This window comes from Sphingobacterium thalpophilum (assembly GCF_038396785.1).
GTDB classification, from domain to species: Bacteria; Bacteroidota; Bacteroidia; order Sphingobacteriales; family Sphingobacteriaceae; genus Sphingobacterium; species Sphingobacterium thalpophilum_A.
In genome coordinates this window covers 105998-122724 of record NZ_CP151087.1, presented here as the reverse complement: position 1 = coordinate 122724, position 16727 = coordinate 105998, and the positions used below count along the sequence as shown (strand labels likewise).

Annotated in this window: 12 protein-coding genes; 3 read left to right on the top strand and 9 right to left on the bottom strand. The window is 39.6% G+C overall.

Annotated elements, in window-relative coordinates:
* Positions 1-10 precede the first annotated feature (10 nt).
* From thiH to AACH28_RS00485, 3 genes are all read left to right on the top strand, one after another.
* A complete protein-coding gene (thiH, locus tag AACH28_RS00495; protein ID WP_341831918.1) occupies positions 11-1135 on the top strand; it encodes a 2-iminoacetate synthase ThiH in 1125 nt (374 codons plus the stop codon).
* Positions 1136-1139: 4 nt separating this feature from the next.
* Positions 1140-1850 (top strand): HesA/MoeB/ThiF family protein, encoded by a 711-nt coding sequence (locus AACH28_RS00490; protein WP_341831917.1) that lies wholly within the window; start codon positions 1140-1142, stop codon positions 1848-1850.
* 146 nt (positions 1851-1996) lie between these two features.
* Positions 1997-3238 (top strand): YaiO family outer membrane beta-barrel protein, encoded by a 1242-nt coding sequence (locus tag AACH28_RS00485; RefSeq protein ID WP_341831916.1) that lies wholly within the window; start codon positions 1997-1999, stop codon positions 3236-3238.
* Here the strand turns inward: AACH28_RS00485 and AACH28_RS00480 are convergent.
* The 9 genes from AACH28_RS00480 to AACH28_RS25445 form a co-directional block, all read right to left on the bottom strand.
* Positions 3235-6657 (bottom strand): sulfatase-like hydrolase/transferase, encoded by a 3423-nt coding sequence (locus AACH28_RS00480; RefSeq protein WP_341831915.1) that lies wholly within the window; start codon positions 6655-6657, stop codon positions 3235-3237. The two genes, AACH28_RS00485 and AACH28_RS00480, sit on opposite strands and share 4 nt — an antisense overlap.
* The gene (locus tag AACH28_RS00475) at positions 6651-7718 is read right to left on the bottom strand and encodes a hypothetical protein (protein WP_341831914.1); all 1068 of its coding nucleotides are present in this window, start codon (positions 7716-7718) and stop codon (positions 6651-6653) included. The genes AACH28_RS00480 and AACH28_RS00475 overlap by 7 nt, the downstream gene beginning before the upstream one ends.
* 9 nt (positions 7719-7727) lie before the next feature.
* Positions 7728-8084 (bottom strand): response regulator transcription factor, encoded by a 357-nt coding sequence (locus tag AACH28_RS00470; protein ID WP_120332802.1) that lies wholly within the window; start codon positions 8082-8084, stop codon positions 7728-7730.
* Positions 8085-8088: 4 nt separating this feature from the next.
* A complete protein-coding gene (locus tag AACH28_RS00465) occupies positions 8089-12009 on the bottom strand; it encodes a response regulator (protein WP_341831913.1) in 3921 nt (1306 codons plus the stop codon).
* A gap of 321 nt (positions 12010-12330) precedes the next feature.
* A complete protein-coding gene (locus tag AACH28_RS00460; RefSeq protein WP_341831912.1) occupies positions 12331-13485 on the bottom strand; it encodes a TIGR03364 family FAD-dependent oxidoreductase in 1155 nt (384 codons plus the stop codon).
* A 32-nt stretch (positions 13486-13517) separates the two neighbouring features.
* Positions 13518-14858, bottom strand: a complete 1341-nt coding sequence (locus AACH28_RS00455; protein ID WP_341831911.1) for a DUF5690 family protein — start codon at positions 14856-14858, stop codon at positions 13518-13520.
* Between the two features lie 184 nt (positions 14859-15042).
* Positions 15043-15621, bottom strand: coding sequence for a helix-turn-helix domain-containing protein (locus AACH28_RS00450; protein WP_075994857.1), 579 nt, complete (start codon positions 15619-15621; stop codon positions 15043-15045).
* A 164-nt stretch (positions 15622-15785) separates the two neighbouring features.
* Positions 15786-15968 carry a hypothetical protein gene (locus tag AACH28_RS25450; RefSeq protein ID WP_407073628.1) on the bottom strand — a complete coding sequence of 61 codons (183 nt, stop codon included), beginning with the start codon at positions 15966-15968 and terminating at the stop codon, positions 15786-15788.
* A 48-nt stretch (positions 15969-16016) separates the two neighbouring features.
* Positions 16017-16610 carry a glycoside hydrolase family 16 protein gene (locus AACH28_RS25445; RefSeq protein ID WP_407073627.1) on the bottom strand — a complete coding sequence of 198 codons (594 nt, stop codon included), beginning with the start codon at positions 16608-16610 and terminating at the stop codon, positions 16017-16019.
* Positions 16611-16727: the final 117 nt, after the last annotated feature.

Below are 16727 nucleotides of genomic sequence, written 5' to 3'. Positions count from 1 at the left end.
TGATTCACTTATGACAGATTTCAAAACGATACTCGATGAATACTCCTGGAATGACGTCCACACGCAGATTTATGACGCTACCAATCAGGATGTACAACATGCGTTAGAAAAAGACCATTTAACGCTCGCTGACTTTAGGGCGCTCATCTCACCGGCTGCAGCACCGTATCTGGAACAAATGGCACAAAAAACACAACAAATCACGCAACGTCGCTTCGGTAAAACCATACAGCTCTATGCCCCTCTTTACCTGAGCAATGAGTGCCAAAATATCTGTACATATTGCGGTTTTAGCATGGACAATAAAATTAAACGCAAAACCCTCAGCAACACCGAACTATTACTGGAGGCGATGGCACTTAAATCCATGGGAATCAACCATATTTTACTCGTTAGCGGAGAAGCCAACAAAACTGTCGAGATCAATTATTTCCTAAACGCTATTCGGCTTTTAAAACCTCATTTTTCACAGATATCCATTGAGGTACAGCCCCTGGAAGAATCCGAATACCGACTACTACAAGCCGCAGGGGTTTATGCAATTTTGGTCTATCAGGAAACCTACCATCGAGAAGTTTACAAACAATATCATCCGAAAGGAAAGAAGTCCAATTTTGACTATCGTTTAGATACGCCTGACCGTATAGGCCGGGCCGGAATCCATAAAATCGGTCTGGGGGTATTACTTGGGCTAGAGGACTGGCGGGTGGACAGCTTTTTCACCGCGGCACACATTGCCTATTTGCAAAAACAATATTGGCAGACACGCTATTCCATTTCCTTTCCACGCTTACGACCAGCCGCAGGTTCTGTTGAGCCAAATTTCCATTTGGCAGATCGTGATCTGCTGCAGTTGATCTGTGCATATCGTCTGTGGAATGAAAATTTAGAAATCTCGATTTCAACCAGAGAAAACCAAACCTTCAGGGATCATATCATACCCATTGGCGTAACCACCATGAGTGCAGCTTCAAAAACCAATCCTGGAGGCTATGTTGTCGATCTGCAAGCTTTGGAACAATTTGAAGTAAGTGATGAAAGAGATATGGAAACAATAAAAAATCAAATCCGAAAAATGGGCTATTCTCCAGTGATGAAAGACTGGGAAAGCAATTACGCGGGTATTGTACGTTAAATACATGAAAAAAGATAACATTTTTGATCGCTATAGCAGACAGATTTTTATCGAAGAGATTGGCGTTGCCGGACAACGGAAGATTATGGATGCCAAGGTATTGGTCGTCGGTGCAGGCGGACTCGGGAGCCCTGTCGTTCAATATTTAGCCGCGGCCGGTATAGGCAAACTTGGGTTGGTTGATTTTGACCGGGTTGAAATCCACAATCTTAATAGACAGATCATTCATTCCGAAAATAATATAAACCAAGCAAAAACAGAAAGTGCCGCAGCCTATATACGACAGCACAATAGCACAATTGATTTTGAACCCATTCAGGTAAAAATAGATGCTGACAACGCGCTAGCAATGCTCGCTCCCTATCATATTATTGTCGATTGCTGTGATAACTTTACGACGCGATACCTGCTTAATCAGACCTGCCTACAACTCGATAAACCTTTGGTATACGGCAGCATCTATGGTTTTGAAGGGCAGCTGGCTGTCTTTAACTATCAGGGTAGTAAAAACCTATTGGATATCTTTCCAACGCCCCCCGATCCGGAGCAGGTTCCAAATTGCGATAAAAATGGTGTGCTGGGCCCCTTGCCCGGTATTATCGGCAGCATGATGGCGATGCAGGTACTTAAAATAGTAACCGGATTACCCGTAGATAGCAACCAGTTAACGGTTGTTGACACATTTCATTGGCGTTTTTCGAAACTCCTATTCTAAGGATGATTTCGAAAGACGTCCCACAAAATGAGATCGAACGCTTTAAAAGAGCTCAAAAATTTATTTTAAAACAACTAGTGACAAACAAAATTTCCTAATTTTAGTTTATATATTAGCAAGCTTAAATGTCAAATTTACGATCTGGAATGAAAAAAGTAATTTATCCATTACTCTCCCTCTCTTTATTACCCTTATTTTCTATCGCGCAAGAGACGAAACTCACCGCTGATGATCTCTTTGTAAAAGCACGAAAGGTAGCTTTTGATTCAAAAGATTATCCGCAAGCCATTCAATTATCTAAACAGGCCCTACTTCAAGCACCAGATTACACAGATATTAGCATTTTTCTCGGACGCCTTTATACCTGGTCGGATAAGATTGATTCGGCACGAACCATCTTTACAGAACTGGATAAAAAGAATACAAGTGATGAAGATTTCTTTTTGGCCTACGCCTCATTGGAATACTGGAATGATCAGACCGACAAAGCTATTGCAATTACGGACAAAGGGCTTAGTATACATCCGCAGTCTCAGGATCTACTGCTGTTAAAAGGCAAAATAAGTTATGGCAATGATCATTATGAGGCTGCCGAAAAGGCAATTAATAGTTTATTGGCAATAAATCCTAAAAATACGGAAGCAAGAGCGCTGGCAAAAAATATTGAAGAATATACGGCTAAAAATGCAATCGGTCTAACGTACAATTTTGTCTACTTTGACAAACAGTTTGATCATAATTGGCACATTGTTGGATTAAGTTATAAACGGGCAACACCAATAGGATCCGTTATTTTCAGAACGAACTATGCGAATAAATTTGCAGAAAATGGCGTCCAATTTGAGATGGAGGCTTATCCGCGGCTTTCAAAGATATTCTACCTATATGTCGGTGCTGGATACTCCAATAATGTGGGCATTTTTGCGAAATATAGAACTGGTGTTTCTGTCTATGCCAATCTTCCGAACAGCTTTGAGGGGGAAATCGGATATCGTCAGCTTTATTTTAGTGACAACATCTGGATGTACACGGCTTCAGTCGGAAAATATTACCAAAACTTTTGGTTCAATCTGAGGACTTACCTTACACCGGGCGAAAAGAATATTTCCCAATCCTATACCGGAACAGTCCGCTATTATACAAAAGGAGCAAATGATTACTTCGGATTTAGTGCCGGAACGGGTCTGAGCCCCGAGGAAAACCGAAATAATCTATTGGACAACGCTTCCTATAAATTAAAAACATTCAAAGTAGGTGCCGAGTATAATTTCTCCGTTAAGCAAAGTAACCTATTTTCAATTTCGGGCACCTATTATAACCAAGAATTCAGGCCAAAAGAAAGAGGAAATCAATTGGACATCATCCTTGGTTATATTCGAAAATTCTAGTTCTTCTTTGTTCGACTAAAGTAATTTGTATAAACACTATCCGGAAGAAGTCGCTTTTGCGTATAAAAAAGTTTGTTCTTGCGCTTAAATAATTCAAAGCGCTTGGACAATTCTTCTTTCGCATTATCCGCGGCGGCATCTTCATTGAGCACACCATCCAGTTTATACAGTTGTCCATCGGAAAGATGGTAACTGCCTTTCACAAAATCATTCAATTGATTTTTACTCTGCATCATGGCTATACCATCACCCTGTGCCGATGCACCCTTATCGAGCCCCTGACCGATCCATGTAACCTGGGTAGGCGTTTTAAGCCCAAAATTCTCGCGATAGTAGGCCAATATAGAAGGCGCGACATCAAAATGGCTAACAAAATTATGAAAAGTCTTTGGCTCTTTTAAAAGTGGTGAATAAATCAACAAGGGAACATGATAACGATCGATTTTGCTTTGTAAGGGTATCTCAGGCATCGCGTGGTCTCCAGTTATGACAAAAATAGTATTTGCAAAATCTGGTCTCTTTTTATATTCTTTAAAGAACTGCTCCATCGCATCATCCAAATTCAGTACCGAAACAAGTTGGGTACGGTTTTCCAAAGCCCACTTTTTTTGTTCCGGTGTAAGGTTCAATGTTGCTATACGTTGATCACACAATTGCTCATAATGAGCCGCATTATTGATCAAAAACGGATTATGGGTTGATAGCGTTAAAAGCACATGGAAATAAGGGTGTTCCTGTACTTTCTGCACTTCAAGAAGTTTGCTAAAGACAGCTTGATCTTCATATCCCCAGCTCTCCCCACCCTTTTCGGGCAATTTTTTATAGGGAGGTCCAAATGCCGCTTGGTCCATGAGCATATCTATTTTATTATAATCCATGAACTTTTTCATGAAATCAAAATTAGAATGACCACCATAGAAAAATCCAGTATTGAATCCATTGCTCTTCAGAATATTAAAGAGATTGAAGTTGTCTGGCAAGGTGTCTTGTTCCAGGAATCCATGTGTCGCAAAAGGCAACGAACCTGTTATGGTCGGTAAAACGGAAAATGTCCGACCTGAGGAACTCATATTATTATCCCAATACAAAGACTGTTGCTTCAATGTACCTATAAAAGGTGTAAAGTTGCCAATATAACCATTTTCAGCACTATAGGCATGTCCTAAACCCTCGATAACAAGAATGACCAAATTGGGTACTTTCGCTGTTTTTTGCATGTATGTCCCCAGGAAATCTTTCGTGTCCTCTTTTTTCAAAAAAGGAAATTTAGTATCTAATACTTTTGCATCATCGCCGTCTTTACTGAACATCGCGAGCATCCCCGGGTGTTCATCCACGTAATTGGATAAATTGGAGTCGAAAAAATAACGCCATTTACTCCGGCTTGCATTGGCTACGAATTCATCTTTTTCGGCGCGACCTCCCAAAAGCGAAGCCGAGGAGATGAAAAACGATATGATCCCCAAAGATAACAGTGCAATACTAGCATAGGGCTTTTTGAATGTCTGTTTATTGGCAATCCAAAGGGGAACCCAAGAAATTACGATCAATAATAAAAGTAAAGCAATATTGGTAAAACTCAACATACCGCTAGCCTCCAAAATTTGCTTCATCTCTTCCGAACTATAATAGAACATATCAGCTCCAAGCAAATTTCTGGATTCGCCAAAATACAGAAACAAGATGAATTGCATAACGACAATAAACGAGAACGATATGACCATAAGAAGTCTCGTCCAAAAACTGCTTATGAACTGAAGCAATAAATAGCCGATTCCCAAACAGGCCAAGGCTTGAAAGATGAACAGGGTGTTATCCAAAAACAGGTACTTCCCGGCATGTGACTCCGAAAGCTGAACAAATCGACGACCGTACCACCACCATTCTACTCCAACGGATAACATATACAGCGCAAAGACCACCAACATAACAGGCCCTAAGCTCTGTAACGACAGATTTAATCGCTGACCGAGGTATTTCCAAACCGACTCATTCGCATCTTTTTGTTGAAAGCCTTGTCGCGTCATTTCTCCCCAGCCATGCTGCTTCCGAAAATAATCAACAACCCCCTGTACTCCAGCTTTAACAACAATGGGATGAAAGTATAAAGGTTCTAATATCGCCGTAGTAATTAGCGTGGAGAGATCTCTTTTCTTAGAATAAACCTGATGGCTAACAAGATCAACCAAGATTGCATAGATCGAATATAAAATTCCGGAAGCAATCACCAATGCAAATAGCGCAAAGAAAAATGGCCAGTTGATGATGCCCAGAATAAAGAAGATTATAAAAACTATATAGCCGGTAAATTCGACAATGGGCCCCAGGAATTCAAAGAAAAACCAATAAGGCATACTGACCATACCAAAACGGCCATATTTCGGATTGAACATGAGCTTCCGATGTTTCCATAAGGTCTCCATTGTGCCCCGCATCCAACGATTACGCTGTTTACGTAATACTTCTTTTGACTCGGGTACTTCGGTCCAGCACAATGGATCAGGAATGTTGACCACCTCGTAGGCTTGCTTTTGCTCCTCCATATAACGGCGCATACGAACAACAAGCTCCATATCTTCTCCTACCGTATTTCGGTCATACCCCCCACAAGCCAATACGATCTCCCGGTCAAAAGCGCCAAATGCCCCGGAAATAAGAATTAAACCCGAAGCCCTTGACCAAGCCATTCGACCTAAAATAAAAGCACGGATGTACTCTAAGGCCTGCGTACGCCCCAACCGTGATTTTGGAAGATTAACGTCCACGACAGAACCATTCACGACATTACAGTTATTGGCCAAACGTATAACTCCGCCGCAGGCTATAACGCGTTTGTCGGTCTGTTCCAAAAATGGCTTTGCTAATTTTAGAATAGCATCCTGTTCCAAAATACAATCTACATCAATACAGACGATATAATCTCCAGAAGAAATATTAACGCCGACGTTGAGCGCATCAGCCTTACCGCCATTTTCCTTGTCAACAACAGTCAGCTTCTTAAATGCTGGATTTTTGCTCTTATAGATTCCCCTTATATCCTTGGTCTCAATATTTCCCTGAACAAAAAAAGACGTTGGTTCAAGTTCATAAGAGGCGATCAATTTCAAAATTGAGTCGTCTTTACTACCATCATTGACGATGATAATTTCCAGATTATGATAATATAGCGACAATAAAGAACGTACATTTTCAACGATGGTCATCCCCTCGTTGTAGGCTGGAGCAATCAGACTGAATGTAGGCGCGTTGGGGTTGGTCGCAATAATACTATAATCCGTAAACGTATTATTGTGTTTGTAACGAAACACCGCTCCATAAGCGTATAGCCCTATCCACGTATAGATAATGAATACTGCTGCCGAATAAAGCAAAAATAACCAAACTATAATTTCGTATACGATATGGGAAAACTCTAACATTTTTTCTCTTGCAATGCGTGTTTAATAATTTGTGTAAGTTCGTCGTATGTATCTTCACGTTGTGAAATTTCGCGGAGATAATGTTCTTCTCCCAGCACAACAAGTACTTCTGCAGCAGAAATTTTAATTGACACTTCGCTATGGTTCCAAAGTTGATCCTTTAGAAAATGCTCACTTTCTCTACTTTTGGCAATTTTCATCGCTTTAAGGATTTCAATCTGGACTTCGATGGGTTGCAGATCAAAATTCTGTATAAATTGCTGAATTGTCCCACTGTTCTCAATGGCCTGCAATGTTCGTATGGCTTGTATACGCACCTTCGTAGATGGATGATCCAATAGGTTAAAAACTTCCGTATAAAAAGTCATCAATCTAAATTTTCGGATTAAGCGCAACGTAAATATGACAACAGAATCATTTGAACTCTTAAGCCAGGTATCAACGTGTAACTCTGAAAGTTCCGGTATTTCATGAATAGAAAACAATAAACGTAATTGTTGCCAGTCTGATAAGGGACGATCGAAATGATCCAAAAAACCAAGCCCCTCATACCCTTTAAAAGTTACGATTGCATATTGTGCTTCTTGATATACCGCAGTGCGGGAATCATTAAGCTTGGCTGTTATCTCGGGGATTGCTGATTCGACATTCATCGCAGCAAGCTCTTGAACCCCACCGGCAACCAAATAAGCTTTTCTATGGCGAAGCTTTCGCCAAGCTTCATCCTCCAATTTAAAATCATGAAACAACCTATTGATCGATTGTTTAGCCCCACCAGAAAATTTTCTATCAGAATCAACTAATACATCCAAAAAAAGAGCTCGAAAAGAAGGTTCTTTCAAATACTCTGCAAACTGCAGGTCTCGATCGCCATTCTCATCGCCACCGACAATAGTCTCCATAATTTTGTACTCGATGATCTGTCGCCACGATTGCCTATTATGAAGGATTCTATAGCTATAGAAGCTGTATCCCAGTACCGTGATAATCAGCAATAGTACTAAAATCAATACGATAACAATCGCCAAAATAAGCTCATGTAGCTCGATATGGTGATGCATAATTTAGTTTTATTTATTTATTAGGCGTTTTATCCTAAGAATCAGTTCGTTTGGACTAAATGGCTTAACCATAAAATCAGATGCGCCTAGATCAAATGCATCGACCACGACCTCCTCTTGCCCCATACTTGATAATACGATGACCGGGATTTTCTTTCCAATACTCTTTATTGCCGAAAGAATTTCAATACCAGAAGCAAAAGGCATCATAATATCCGTTACAACTAAATCCAAATCCAGCTCATTAATTTTCTCGATGGCTTCACGGCCATTTCTGGTCAGCACCACTTCGTGTCCTTCTTTCACTAATTTGTGTTCAACAGTACGTAGTATCAATTCGTCGTCTTCCGCTATTAAAATCAACATATCATTATTTATTTAAGATTTTTGCAATTAATTCCAATCCTATATCCATTTCTTGTTCGATTGCCACAAAAGCGATCGCAAGGTCTGTTTCAATTGTTGGGCTGGTCTCCAAGTCTTTGGTCATCTGAGCCAACTTGATAAGTCCGGCTGTCGATGAAGTTCCCCGCAACTTATGAAGGAGTTCTTTGATGCGTACAATATCGTTTGTATCAATTGCCTCCTTTAACTGCTTTCTAGACCCCGTTATTTCCCGGACGACCAAATCCAGAAAAAAGGTTAAAAATGCAGGATCATCACCGGCCTGTTCTTCCAGGCGCTGCATATCCAAATGCTCATCCAAATCCTCTAGATCCGAAGCTTCGGCAGCACTAGGTTTTACCGATAACATCGCCTTTTCCAGGGCCTTAAACAAATCCTGTTGTCGAATAGGTTTAGCGAGAAAGTCCGACATCCCCGCATCGAGACAGCGTTCCTTTTCGCCAGAAATATTACCTGCAGTAACACCGATAATGGGTGTTTCAGCATAAGCTGCCATTTGCCGGATCTGTTTGGTTGCTTCGATCCCATCGACTTCGGGCATCTGAACATCCATCAAAATAAAATCAAATTGTTTTTCTTTGCAAGCTTGAATGGCTTGTGCTCCATCAGAAACTTCGGTTAAATGTGCTCCAGGCATTATGCTTGCCATCATGCGTAAATTAAGGGCCATATTAACGGCATTGTCGTCTGCCAACAACACCTGAACGTCTTGACCGTACGAATCCGATGATAACGATAAGTTTGCATTCGCCTTTAATTGCGCGGCATCCTCCCTATTTTGTTGTATCGCCCTTCTTAAAGTCGAATACAACTCCTCAGATTTAATCGGCTTAAGTAGACAGAATGACCGCTCCTCTTGTCTAAATGCTGAAATTACCTCATGCTCTTCAGACGAAGTGTGCAACACGATCAAAGGGATACCTTCTTCCTGTTTTTTAAAGAGTTCTTTGATTTTTTCTATCGTTTCGAGTCCCGATAAGATCGGCATGTGGTAGTCCATTAAAATAACATCGAAACGTTCCCCTTTCATCAGTAACTGTAAGGCTTCCATGCCGTTTTCTGCGAGGACAGATTCGACGTTCTTATAGGCCAGCATATGTTGCAGGATGATCCGATTATTAGCGTTGTCATCGACAACGAGGACACGATTTAAAGGTAAAGCTGTATCTTCATCCTCCATTTCTTCACATCGGACCTCGATATCAAAATAGAACGTCGACCCGACACCCAGTTCGCTTTCCAGATTCAATTTACTCCCCATGTATTTCAAGAGGTTGTTGGAGATTGTCAAACCGAGTCCCGTGCCCCCATATCGTTTACTTACCGAGCTATCTTCTTGCGTAAAGGCATCAAAGATGCGTTGTTGCTTCTCTGGCGGAATTCCTATCCCCGTATCTCTAACCGCAAAACGTAAGGTTAATTTATTCTCATCATTGCGAAGTTTACTGATCTTAAATTCGATTTCGCCTTTTTCCGTAAACTTAACTGCATTACCTAATAAATTCACCAGCACTTGCTTAATACGTGCCTCATCAATCCAAACAAAAGCTGGCAGTCCCTGCTCAATATTCAAAAGCAGTTCGACATCTTTTCGTTGTGCTTGATAGAGAACAACATTAATAACCTGATTGGCTACATCATATACGTTATACTTATCAACAAATAGTTCGAGTTTACCCGATTCAATTTTTGAAAAGTCTAAAATGTCATTAATAATATTGAGTAAGCTATTTCCTGATTCATTGATATAGCCGAGGTATTGGACCTGTGTATCATTTAATGGTGTTTTTAACAACAAATCGGAGAATCCGATCACACCGTTTAAAGGCGTTCGAATTTCGTGACTCATATTGGCGAGGAATTCGGACTTTGCTCTACTCGCCAGATCGGCCAGTTCCTTCGCTAACTTTAATTCATCATTTATTTTTACCGAATCCGTGATATTTTGTGTAAAAATAATGATCCCACCTATACTTCCATCAGCAAGATGCCAAGGTCTTACCTCCCAATTGAAATGTTGCGCTTCGGCAAGTCCGCCAGCCTGTATGACCTCATCCGTATTCTTATAAGGTATTCCCTCCAGCGCATCAAGGTAGATTTTTTTTCTATTTTCTGGGATATTTGGAAACAGATTGAAAAAGTTACTACTTGGCGGCAAGCTTACCCCTTCGTGAAAATCTTCTAACCATTGATTACTGACCGAAATATAGTTAAAGTCTCGGTCAAACATAGCAACCGAAGCAGGAACATAATCCACAAACGCACGTAACATCGATTCTTTGCGTTCCAGCTCCAAGAATAGCGATTTACTTTGATCGATATCCTGAATAATTCCAAAAACACGTTTACACACATCGTTTTCAAATTCTGGAATACCCTTTACCCGTACCCAAATTGATTCACCATTTTGCTTTAATAGGCGCAATTCCGTATCGTAATGTGTTCTTGATGTAATGGCATCTTCAAAAATTCCACGCAAAATAACCTGGCTTTCCGGCTCATAAAATCCGATTGCATGTTCAAAATCAGGTGTAAAATCAGAAGCCACACCATGAATTAGCTTCGTGGACTCGGACCAATAGACCTTGTTTTCAACTAAGTTGACCTCCCATCCGCCAACCTGAGCGACAGCATTGGTCTGCTCCAGGATCTGTTTGGTATGCAAAAGATCATTTTCAAGTCGCAATCGATCCGTCATATTCAAGGCTGTACTGACAACATAAGATCGCCCATTTTCATCCGTTTCCAACATATTGTGGTATAGCCAAGAAATATCTTCACCATCTTTTGTTTGGAGAACCATCATTCCAGAATCCTCTTTATTGCTGGCAATGCGCTTGAGATATTCTTCAACCAGACCCACATGATGAGACGGAACCAATTTCTTGAGGTTAAGTCCTTTTACCTCTTCTTTGGCATACCGCAACACCTCTCTTCCTTTTTCATTGACGGATAGAATATTACCGTCCAAATCATGCATACTCATGAGGCCAATCGCATTTTCAAAAAAGCTACGAAATCTACGTTCGGAATTCTCCAACTTGAGTTTTTCTTCGCGTTCTTTTGTTACGTTTCTGCCAAAGGCCAGAATATCATGATTTATCGGATCATATTTGAAATGCCATTCAATTTCGACAACTTGACCATTTTCTGTTTTAGTCCTACTCGTAGATTGAACGCCGTACTTTGTTTCCTCAACTCGACCTAAGTCCGACACTAACTCCCTTTCAGTGTCCCCCAATAATGTAAAAATAGATTTGCCTAAACTATTCGATCTGGACAATCCCAAGACTTTACTAAATGCAGGGTTAACTTCTTTTACCTTGCGCGTCTCATCCAATACACAAATAATATTGTTCGTCAAGTGAAAAATTTCGGAAAAATAACCAGCCTGTACTTTTCGTTTTTTTCCCAATAATATTTTGGTCACCGCCTTACCTAGCTCCTCCAATGAGTCTTTTTGCTTATCCGAAAGCTTTTTCGGATGGAAATCAATGACACAGATTGTTCCAAGAGCATCGCCATCATCATCCAAAAGAGGAACTCCGGCATAAAAACGAATATTTCCTTCGCGAATTAATGGATTGGAAGACGAGCGTGGATCTTCAAAAGTATCTTTAATAACAAGGACCTCCTTGCTCATTATGGTATATTGACAGACCGTATTCTTCCTTTCAACGGTATCCAGCTCCATCCCAACACAACTTTGAATACGTTGTGTTTCTTCTTCCATCATGGCAATTAAAGCTGCAGGGCAATCTGTAATCAGACAGGCTGCCTGCGCAAAAACATCCAGCTCAGGGTCTTTCCCGAGTCCCATTAACTCATAGGACTTTAATTTTTCTATCCTTCTTAACTCATTTTCAGGAAAAACATTATTTGCCATTCACTTCTAATATTTAGATCTGGTTTATTGTGACCGTGAAGTTAATAAAAACATTGTTTAACGCCTAAACAATAAGGAAATATTGATCAGATAATGTTTTATAAAGAACAAACAACTGGTCAATTAGTTGATGCAATAAAAAGATTTACCAGACATCGTTTTCATAATTTAGTTATTTACTAATTGAATTTTATAAAGCTTGACCTTATTAAGAAAGACAACTGTATATTTTATGAAGTCTGTACAAACTGATCAAATAAATAGCTTAAAAACGAAAGAGCCCCGCTAGATGTGATGGCGGGGCTCTTCAATATGTTTAAATTAAAAAAGTTTTCCAATACTCTGTTCGGCATAGCCAGCACTTGCTGTCATTCCCTTCCCTCCAATGCCGGTTCTGACATGTATTCTTGGGCTAACGTCGATTTCAAGAATATGATCTTTGTGCTGCGAATAATAACCTGCCCAAGAAGATGAAATCCAGGTACGCTCCATTGGCATGATACGGTTGGCTTCCGCAATCATTAATTCATTGATATAGGAGCTTACTGAGAAGCCCAGTTCATCCAGTCTGTTGCCCGCTGCATATTCATGCGAATCACCGATAATAATACTACCATCCGTGGCCTGTTTAAATAGGATATGAATTCCATAATTGCGCAGCTCCTGATAGTGATAAGGCATTGGAATTGTCTGAAACGATGGACAATATTCTTCAAAACTCTCGTATCGACGAATGGTCAACCCAGTTAAGATATTCCCCGGAAGATGTATATGAGCCAAAGGCTTTGTACGCATCATTTGCAACTTGCTAATTTCAAGCCCGCTATTATCAAACAAGGAACGATATAAAATTTTAAACTCGTATCCATTGCAGATAAGCAATTTCTTCCCTTCAAAGTTTTCTAGCGTGCTGCTTGTGACAACAACAGCATCATTTTTATCCTCGCAGGCCACAATTGTCGTATCGTATTTCAACGTATAGTCCACAAACTTATTTTGCATATAAATATGCAGTTGTCTAATCATTGACTCGGGTTCTACACTGAGTTCCTGCGGAAAAAAGATAGCTTCTTTAACATAATCAGCATTCATTACGGGATATTTCAATAAAACCTGTTCCTTTGAACAAAGTTCATGATCATATCCTTTTCCCTCATAGTGCTTAGATAGCTCGTGAAGCACCTGAACTTCATCACTATCCGAAGCAATATAGATGCTGCCGTTATTTCTAACAGATATATCCATCTCTTTCTGAATAGACTGATATATTTCAAGTCCTCGCACACCATAATCAAACCATTCGCCTGCCATCCCCGATGGCACTACCTGTCCGAAATTACGAACAGTAGATCCCACGGGGAAATTATCTTTTTCGAGTTGGAGCACGCTTAATCCCATTTGTAACGCATGATAGGCATGAAAGGTCCCTAAAATCCCCCCCCCAACAATAATTAAATCATATGTATTTGTTTTCATCTTTATAAATAGAATATCATAAAAAAGTATAGTTAACTAATTTGCACTTCTCCTTTTGTGGTATGCCAAGGGGCCAACAACTCACCATCACTTCCTTTCATCTGTTCTTTTTTTCGAATAAAATAGAGTAGAGAGAAGATACCCAAAATAGCTCCGATAATAGAGGCTAAAAAGACCAATTGAATAAAGTAATTTCCCCAAGTAACAGAATTTGGCATAAATTCTTTGTTTACCAATATCAGAAAACTACCCAAATAACCGATAGAGTCAGCCATATACATAACAAAACCGATGTTACTTTTCATACGATATGTTGCGATCATTCGCTCAAAAAATATCGCATTGTAAGGGATGTATGCCACATACAAGCCCAAACCGACGAGCAACATCCAACTTAAACCGTCAATCCATTGTTTCGTAAACAAATAGGTAGAAATACCTGCAGTCAGAAAACCTATAATGATCATATAGTGGATCAACTTAAATGCTTTAAGATTATTTTTAACCATGATTAGACAACTTACCAGCAGCAGTACAATCAAGGAGATAGTCTCATCAACTTTTGCAAAAATGCCCGCCCCTTTCACATGTAACATCTGCCAGATTTCAACCTCAAAATTATCGCGTACATCACGTAAAATAGTAAGCATGGTGTAAACGATAATAGTCAAAACGATACCCGGCATAAAGGTTTTAAAAAAGTGTTTTCGCATTTTACTATCCATCGCAATGCGTTCCGTCCGTAGCTTCTTATCCTCTTCTGTTGGCCCTAGAGCATTTTCCAATATCCATACACACAAAACAAAGGGCAGAAAAAACAGTAAACCCGTCAAAAATGGCATCCAAAACTCGTTAACATGAAAAGAAGACATCAACCACCGTCCAACCGTTTTTATCAGTCCTGACGCGAAAATCAAGCTCACAGACATCACTGCCCCCATAATCTCTGTAAACCGCCTTCCTTCTAAATAACTAAATACCAAACCCCAAACCATTCCCAATGGAAAACCATTGATAAAAAGAAAGACAACATTCCAAGGTCTCGGACAAACTGCAAATACCAAAAGACCTATCCATGAAATACAAATCAAACCGATCAAATACCGCCCTCTACTACGCTGTTTACTTTCAGAGATAAATTTAATGCCATAAAACTTGGACAACAAATACCCCAGCATTTGAATGACCACCATACAGACTTTATAATCGACACCAAAAATAGTATCATTTGCAAAAGCAGATGCCGTAAATGACTTTCTAAATGAATACATACTCGTATAACATAAAAATGCTGTAACAGCCAGAACAATAGCCACAGATTTCTCATCCAGTCTATTTATGCTTCTTTTTATTCGTTGGTTTAACTCCATCATTTAAACTTGTTAACAGACCTCATTGTCCGCAATCAAAAGTAAATTTTGGAAACTAACAAAAGACTAAACTTTTGTTAAGTATTTATAAACAAATATAAGCATCCCTTTGCGATACGAAAAGTATAAAATAAAAAAAGCATCACTGAATGATTCAATGATGCCCTGACAATTAACATGTTATCCTCTATTTCTTATTTTCAAAAAAGTATACAATTAGCATGACGGCCTTTTCACTTCCAACATTACGCGGTGTATGTGACAATCGGCCATTAAAAAAGATCGAATCGCCCTCTTCTAAGCTAATTTTTTGATCATTGAAAATGTACTCAACCTGCCCGCTAATGATATATTTATATTCATAAGCTTCGGTCTCAACCATTGGTCGCTGTGCATCCGGAAGCAACTCCAAAAGAACAATGTCCATGGTCGAACTATCCATCGCAGATGTAAAAATCCTTTTATAATGGAAACCAATAGCCGACTCTTTTTCAAACGGACTATAAGTATCTTTTTTCCGAACGACCACGGGGCCTGAATCCAATTCAGAATTAAAATCTTTAAAAAACTCATTAAGATCAATATTCAGTGCATTGATGATATTAATCAATACCAGTAGGGAGGGTATTGTTCTGTTATTTTCAATCTGCGAAATAAGTCCCTTGCTTACCCCCGCTCTATCAGCAACTTCCTGTATGGTAATTCCTTTTTCTTTTCGAATTTCCTTAATCTTATTGCTAATCTTGAATATCGTATTATCTTCCATAATTTGGCCAAAAGTAAACATTTTTCCTATGTCGTGTATATTAAGTTTTTGTCACCTAATCATAGGTCACCTCTAAAATTAGGATATTTAACTGTTATCAGAAAACTGCAGTTCATCAATAGGCGATTTTTTTCGTCTCTTATCCCTCTCAGAATTGGTAAGCACTATTGGTAAACTTTAACCCAGTCAACACGCATCTCAACAGGCAGTTGGTCTTGATTTACCTCACCAACCCAGCTCCCGCCCAACTGTTGATCAATCAATAGATAAAAAGGCTGATCATAAGGCCACTGAGAAGGATCTACCCCATTAACTCTTGGATAAGTAAAAGTGTCAACACCATTCAACTGAAATACGATACGATCGGGATACCAGCTTATACCATATGTATTGTACTATTCTGATTTGATCGAAGCGGTACCAAAATGTTTGGGATTCTCCTTTTGCCCCAAATCTAAGGTATAGTATGAATGTGTTGTCTGGTAAATGATATGATCAAAATTAAGATGTTCCATAATATCAATTTCACCATTTCTTGGATACTTCCCATACTTATCTAACTCCGCCAGCATCCACATGGCAGGCCATGCCCCTTTTGCACTTCCAAGTTTAGCTCGGATTTCTATGCGTCCGTACTGAAAAGCAAACTTTCCCTTACTCCATATCCCACCTGTCAAAAATGGTCTTGAATCTCTATTTTTGTCTGTATTTTTAATTCCTTTAAGAATCAACTCTCCATTTTCCCATCCAAAACAGGCGTCATCTGTACTCATGTGTCGATTCCAGTCGGCTCCGCCTGCTGGAATCCGGGACCATTTACTACTGTCTAGCTTAGGGGAATTAAAGTGCTCTTCCCATACCAGCTTCCATTCCTTAATCTCTCGATCTTTCTTTTGCACATATACATAAGGATGATCTTTGGGACTATAATGAACACTACATGCAGAAAACAACAGATAAAAACAACTTAGGCCGAAGACTCTTTTCATGATTAAAATTAATGGTTTGCTCAGAAAAATGATTTAGGTCTAAATGTATATATAATTTACCATACCTGACAGCTTCCCGAACAATTAAGAGGGACTAAAACGCAACGGAAAAAGGAA

What these genes read in the sequence shown, in the direction of transcription:
- thiH (WP_341831918.1), top strand. Translation starts at nt 11, where the DNA reads ATGACAGATTTCAAAACGATACTCGATGAATACTCCTGGAATGACGTC.
- AACH28_RS00490 (WP_341831917.1), top strand. Translation starts at nt 1,140, where the DNA reads ATGAAAAAAGATAACATTTTTGATCGCTATAGCAGACAGATTTTTATC.
- AACH28_RS00485 (WP_341831916.1), top strand. Translation starts at nt 1,997, where the DNA reads ATGAAAAAAGTAATTTATCCATTACTCTCCCTCTCTTTATTACCCTTA.
- AACH28_RS00480 (WP_341831915.1), bottom strand. Translation starts at nt 6,657, where the DNA reads ATGTTAGAGTTTTCCCATATCGTATACGAAATTATAGTTTGGTTATTT.
- AACH28_RS00475 (WP_341831914.1), bottom strand. Translation starts at nt 7,718, where the DNA reads ATGCATCACCATATCGAGCTACATGAGCTTATTTTGGCGATTGTTATC.
- AACH28_RS00470 (WP_120332802.1), bottom strand. Translation starts at nt 8,084, where the DNA reads ATGTTGATTTTAATAGCGGAAGACGACGAATTGATACTACGTACTGTT.
- AACH28_RS00465 (WP_341831913.1), bottom strand. Translation starts at nt 12,009, where the DNA reads ATGGCAAATAATGTTTTTCCTGAAAATGAGTTAAGAAGGATAGAAAAA.
- AACH28_RS00460 (WP_341831912.1), bottom strand. Translation starts at nt 13,485, where the DNA reads ATGAAAACAAATACATATGATTTAATTATTGTTGGGGGGGGGATTTTA.
- AACH28_RS00455 (WP_341831911.1), bottom strand. Translation starts at nt 14,858, where the DNA reads ATGATGGAGTTAAACCAACGAATAAAAAGAAGCATAAATAGACTGGAT.
- AACH28_RS00450 (WP_075994857.1), bottom strand. Translation starts at nt 15,621, where the DNA reads ATGGAAGATAATACGATATTCAAGATTAGCAATAAGATTAAGGAAATT.
- AACH28_RS25445 (WP_407073627.1), bottom strand. Translation starts at nt 16,610, where the DNA reads ATGAAAAGAGTCTTCGGCCTAAGTTGTTTTTATCTGTTGTTTTCTGCA.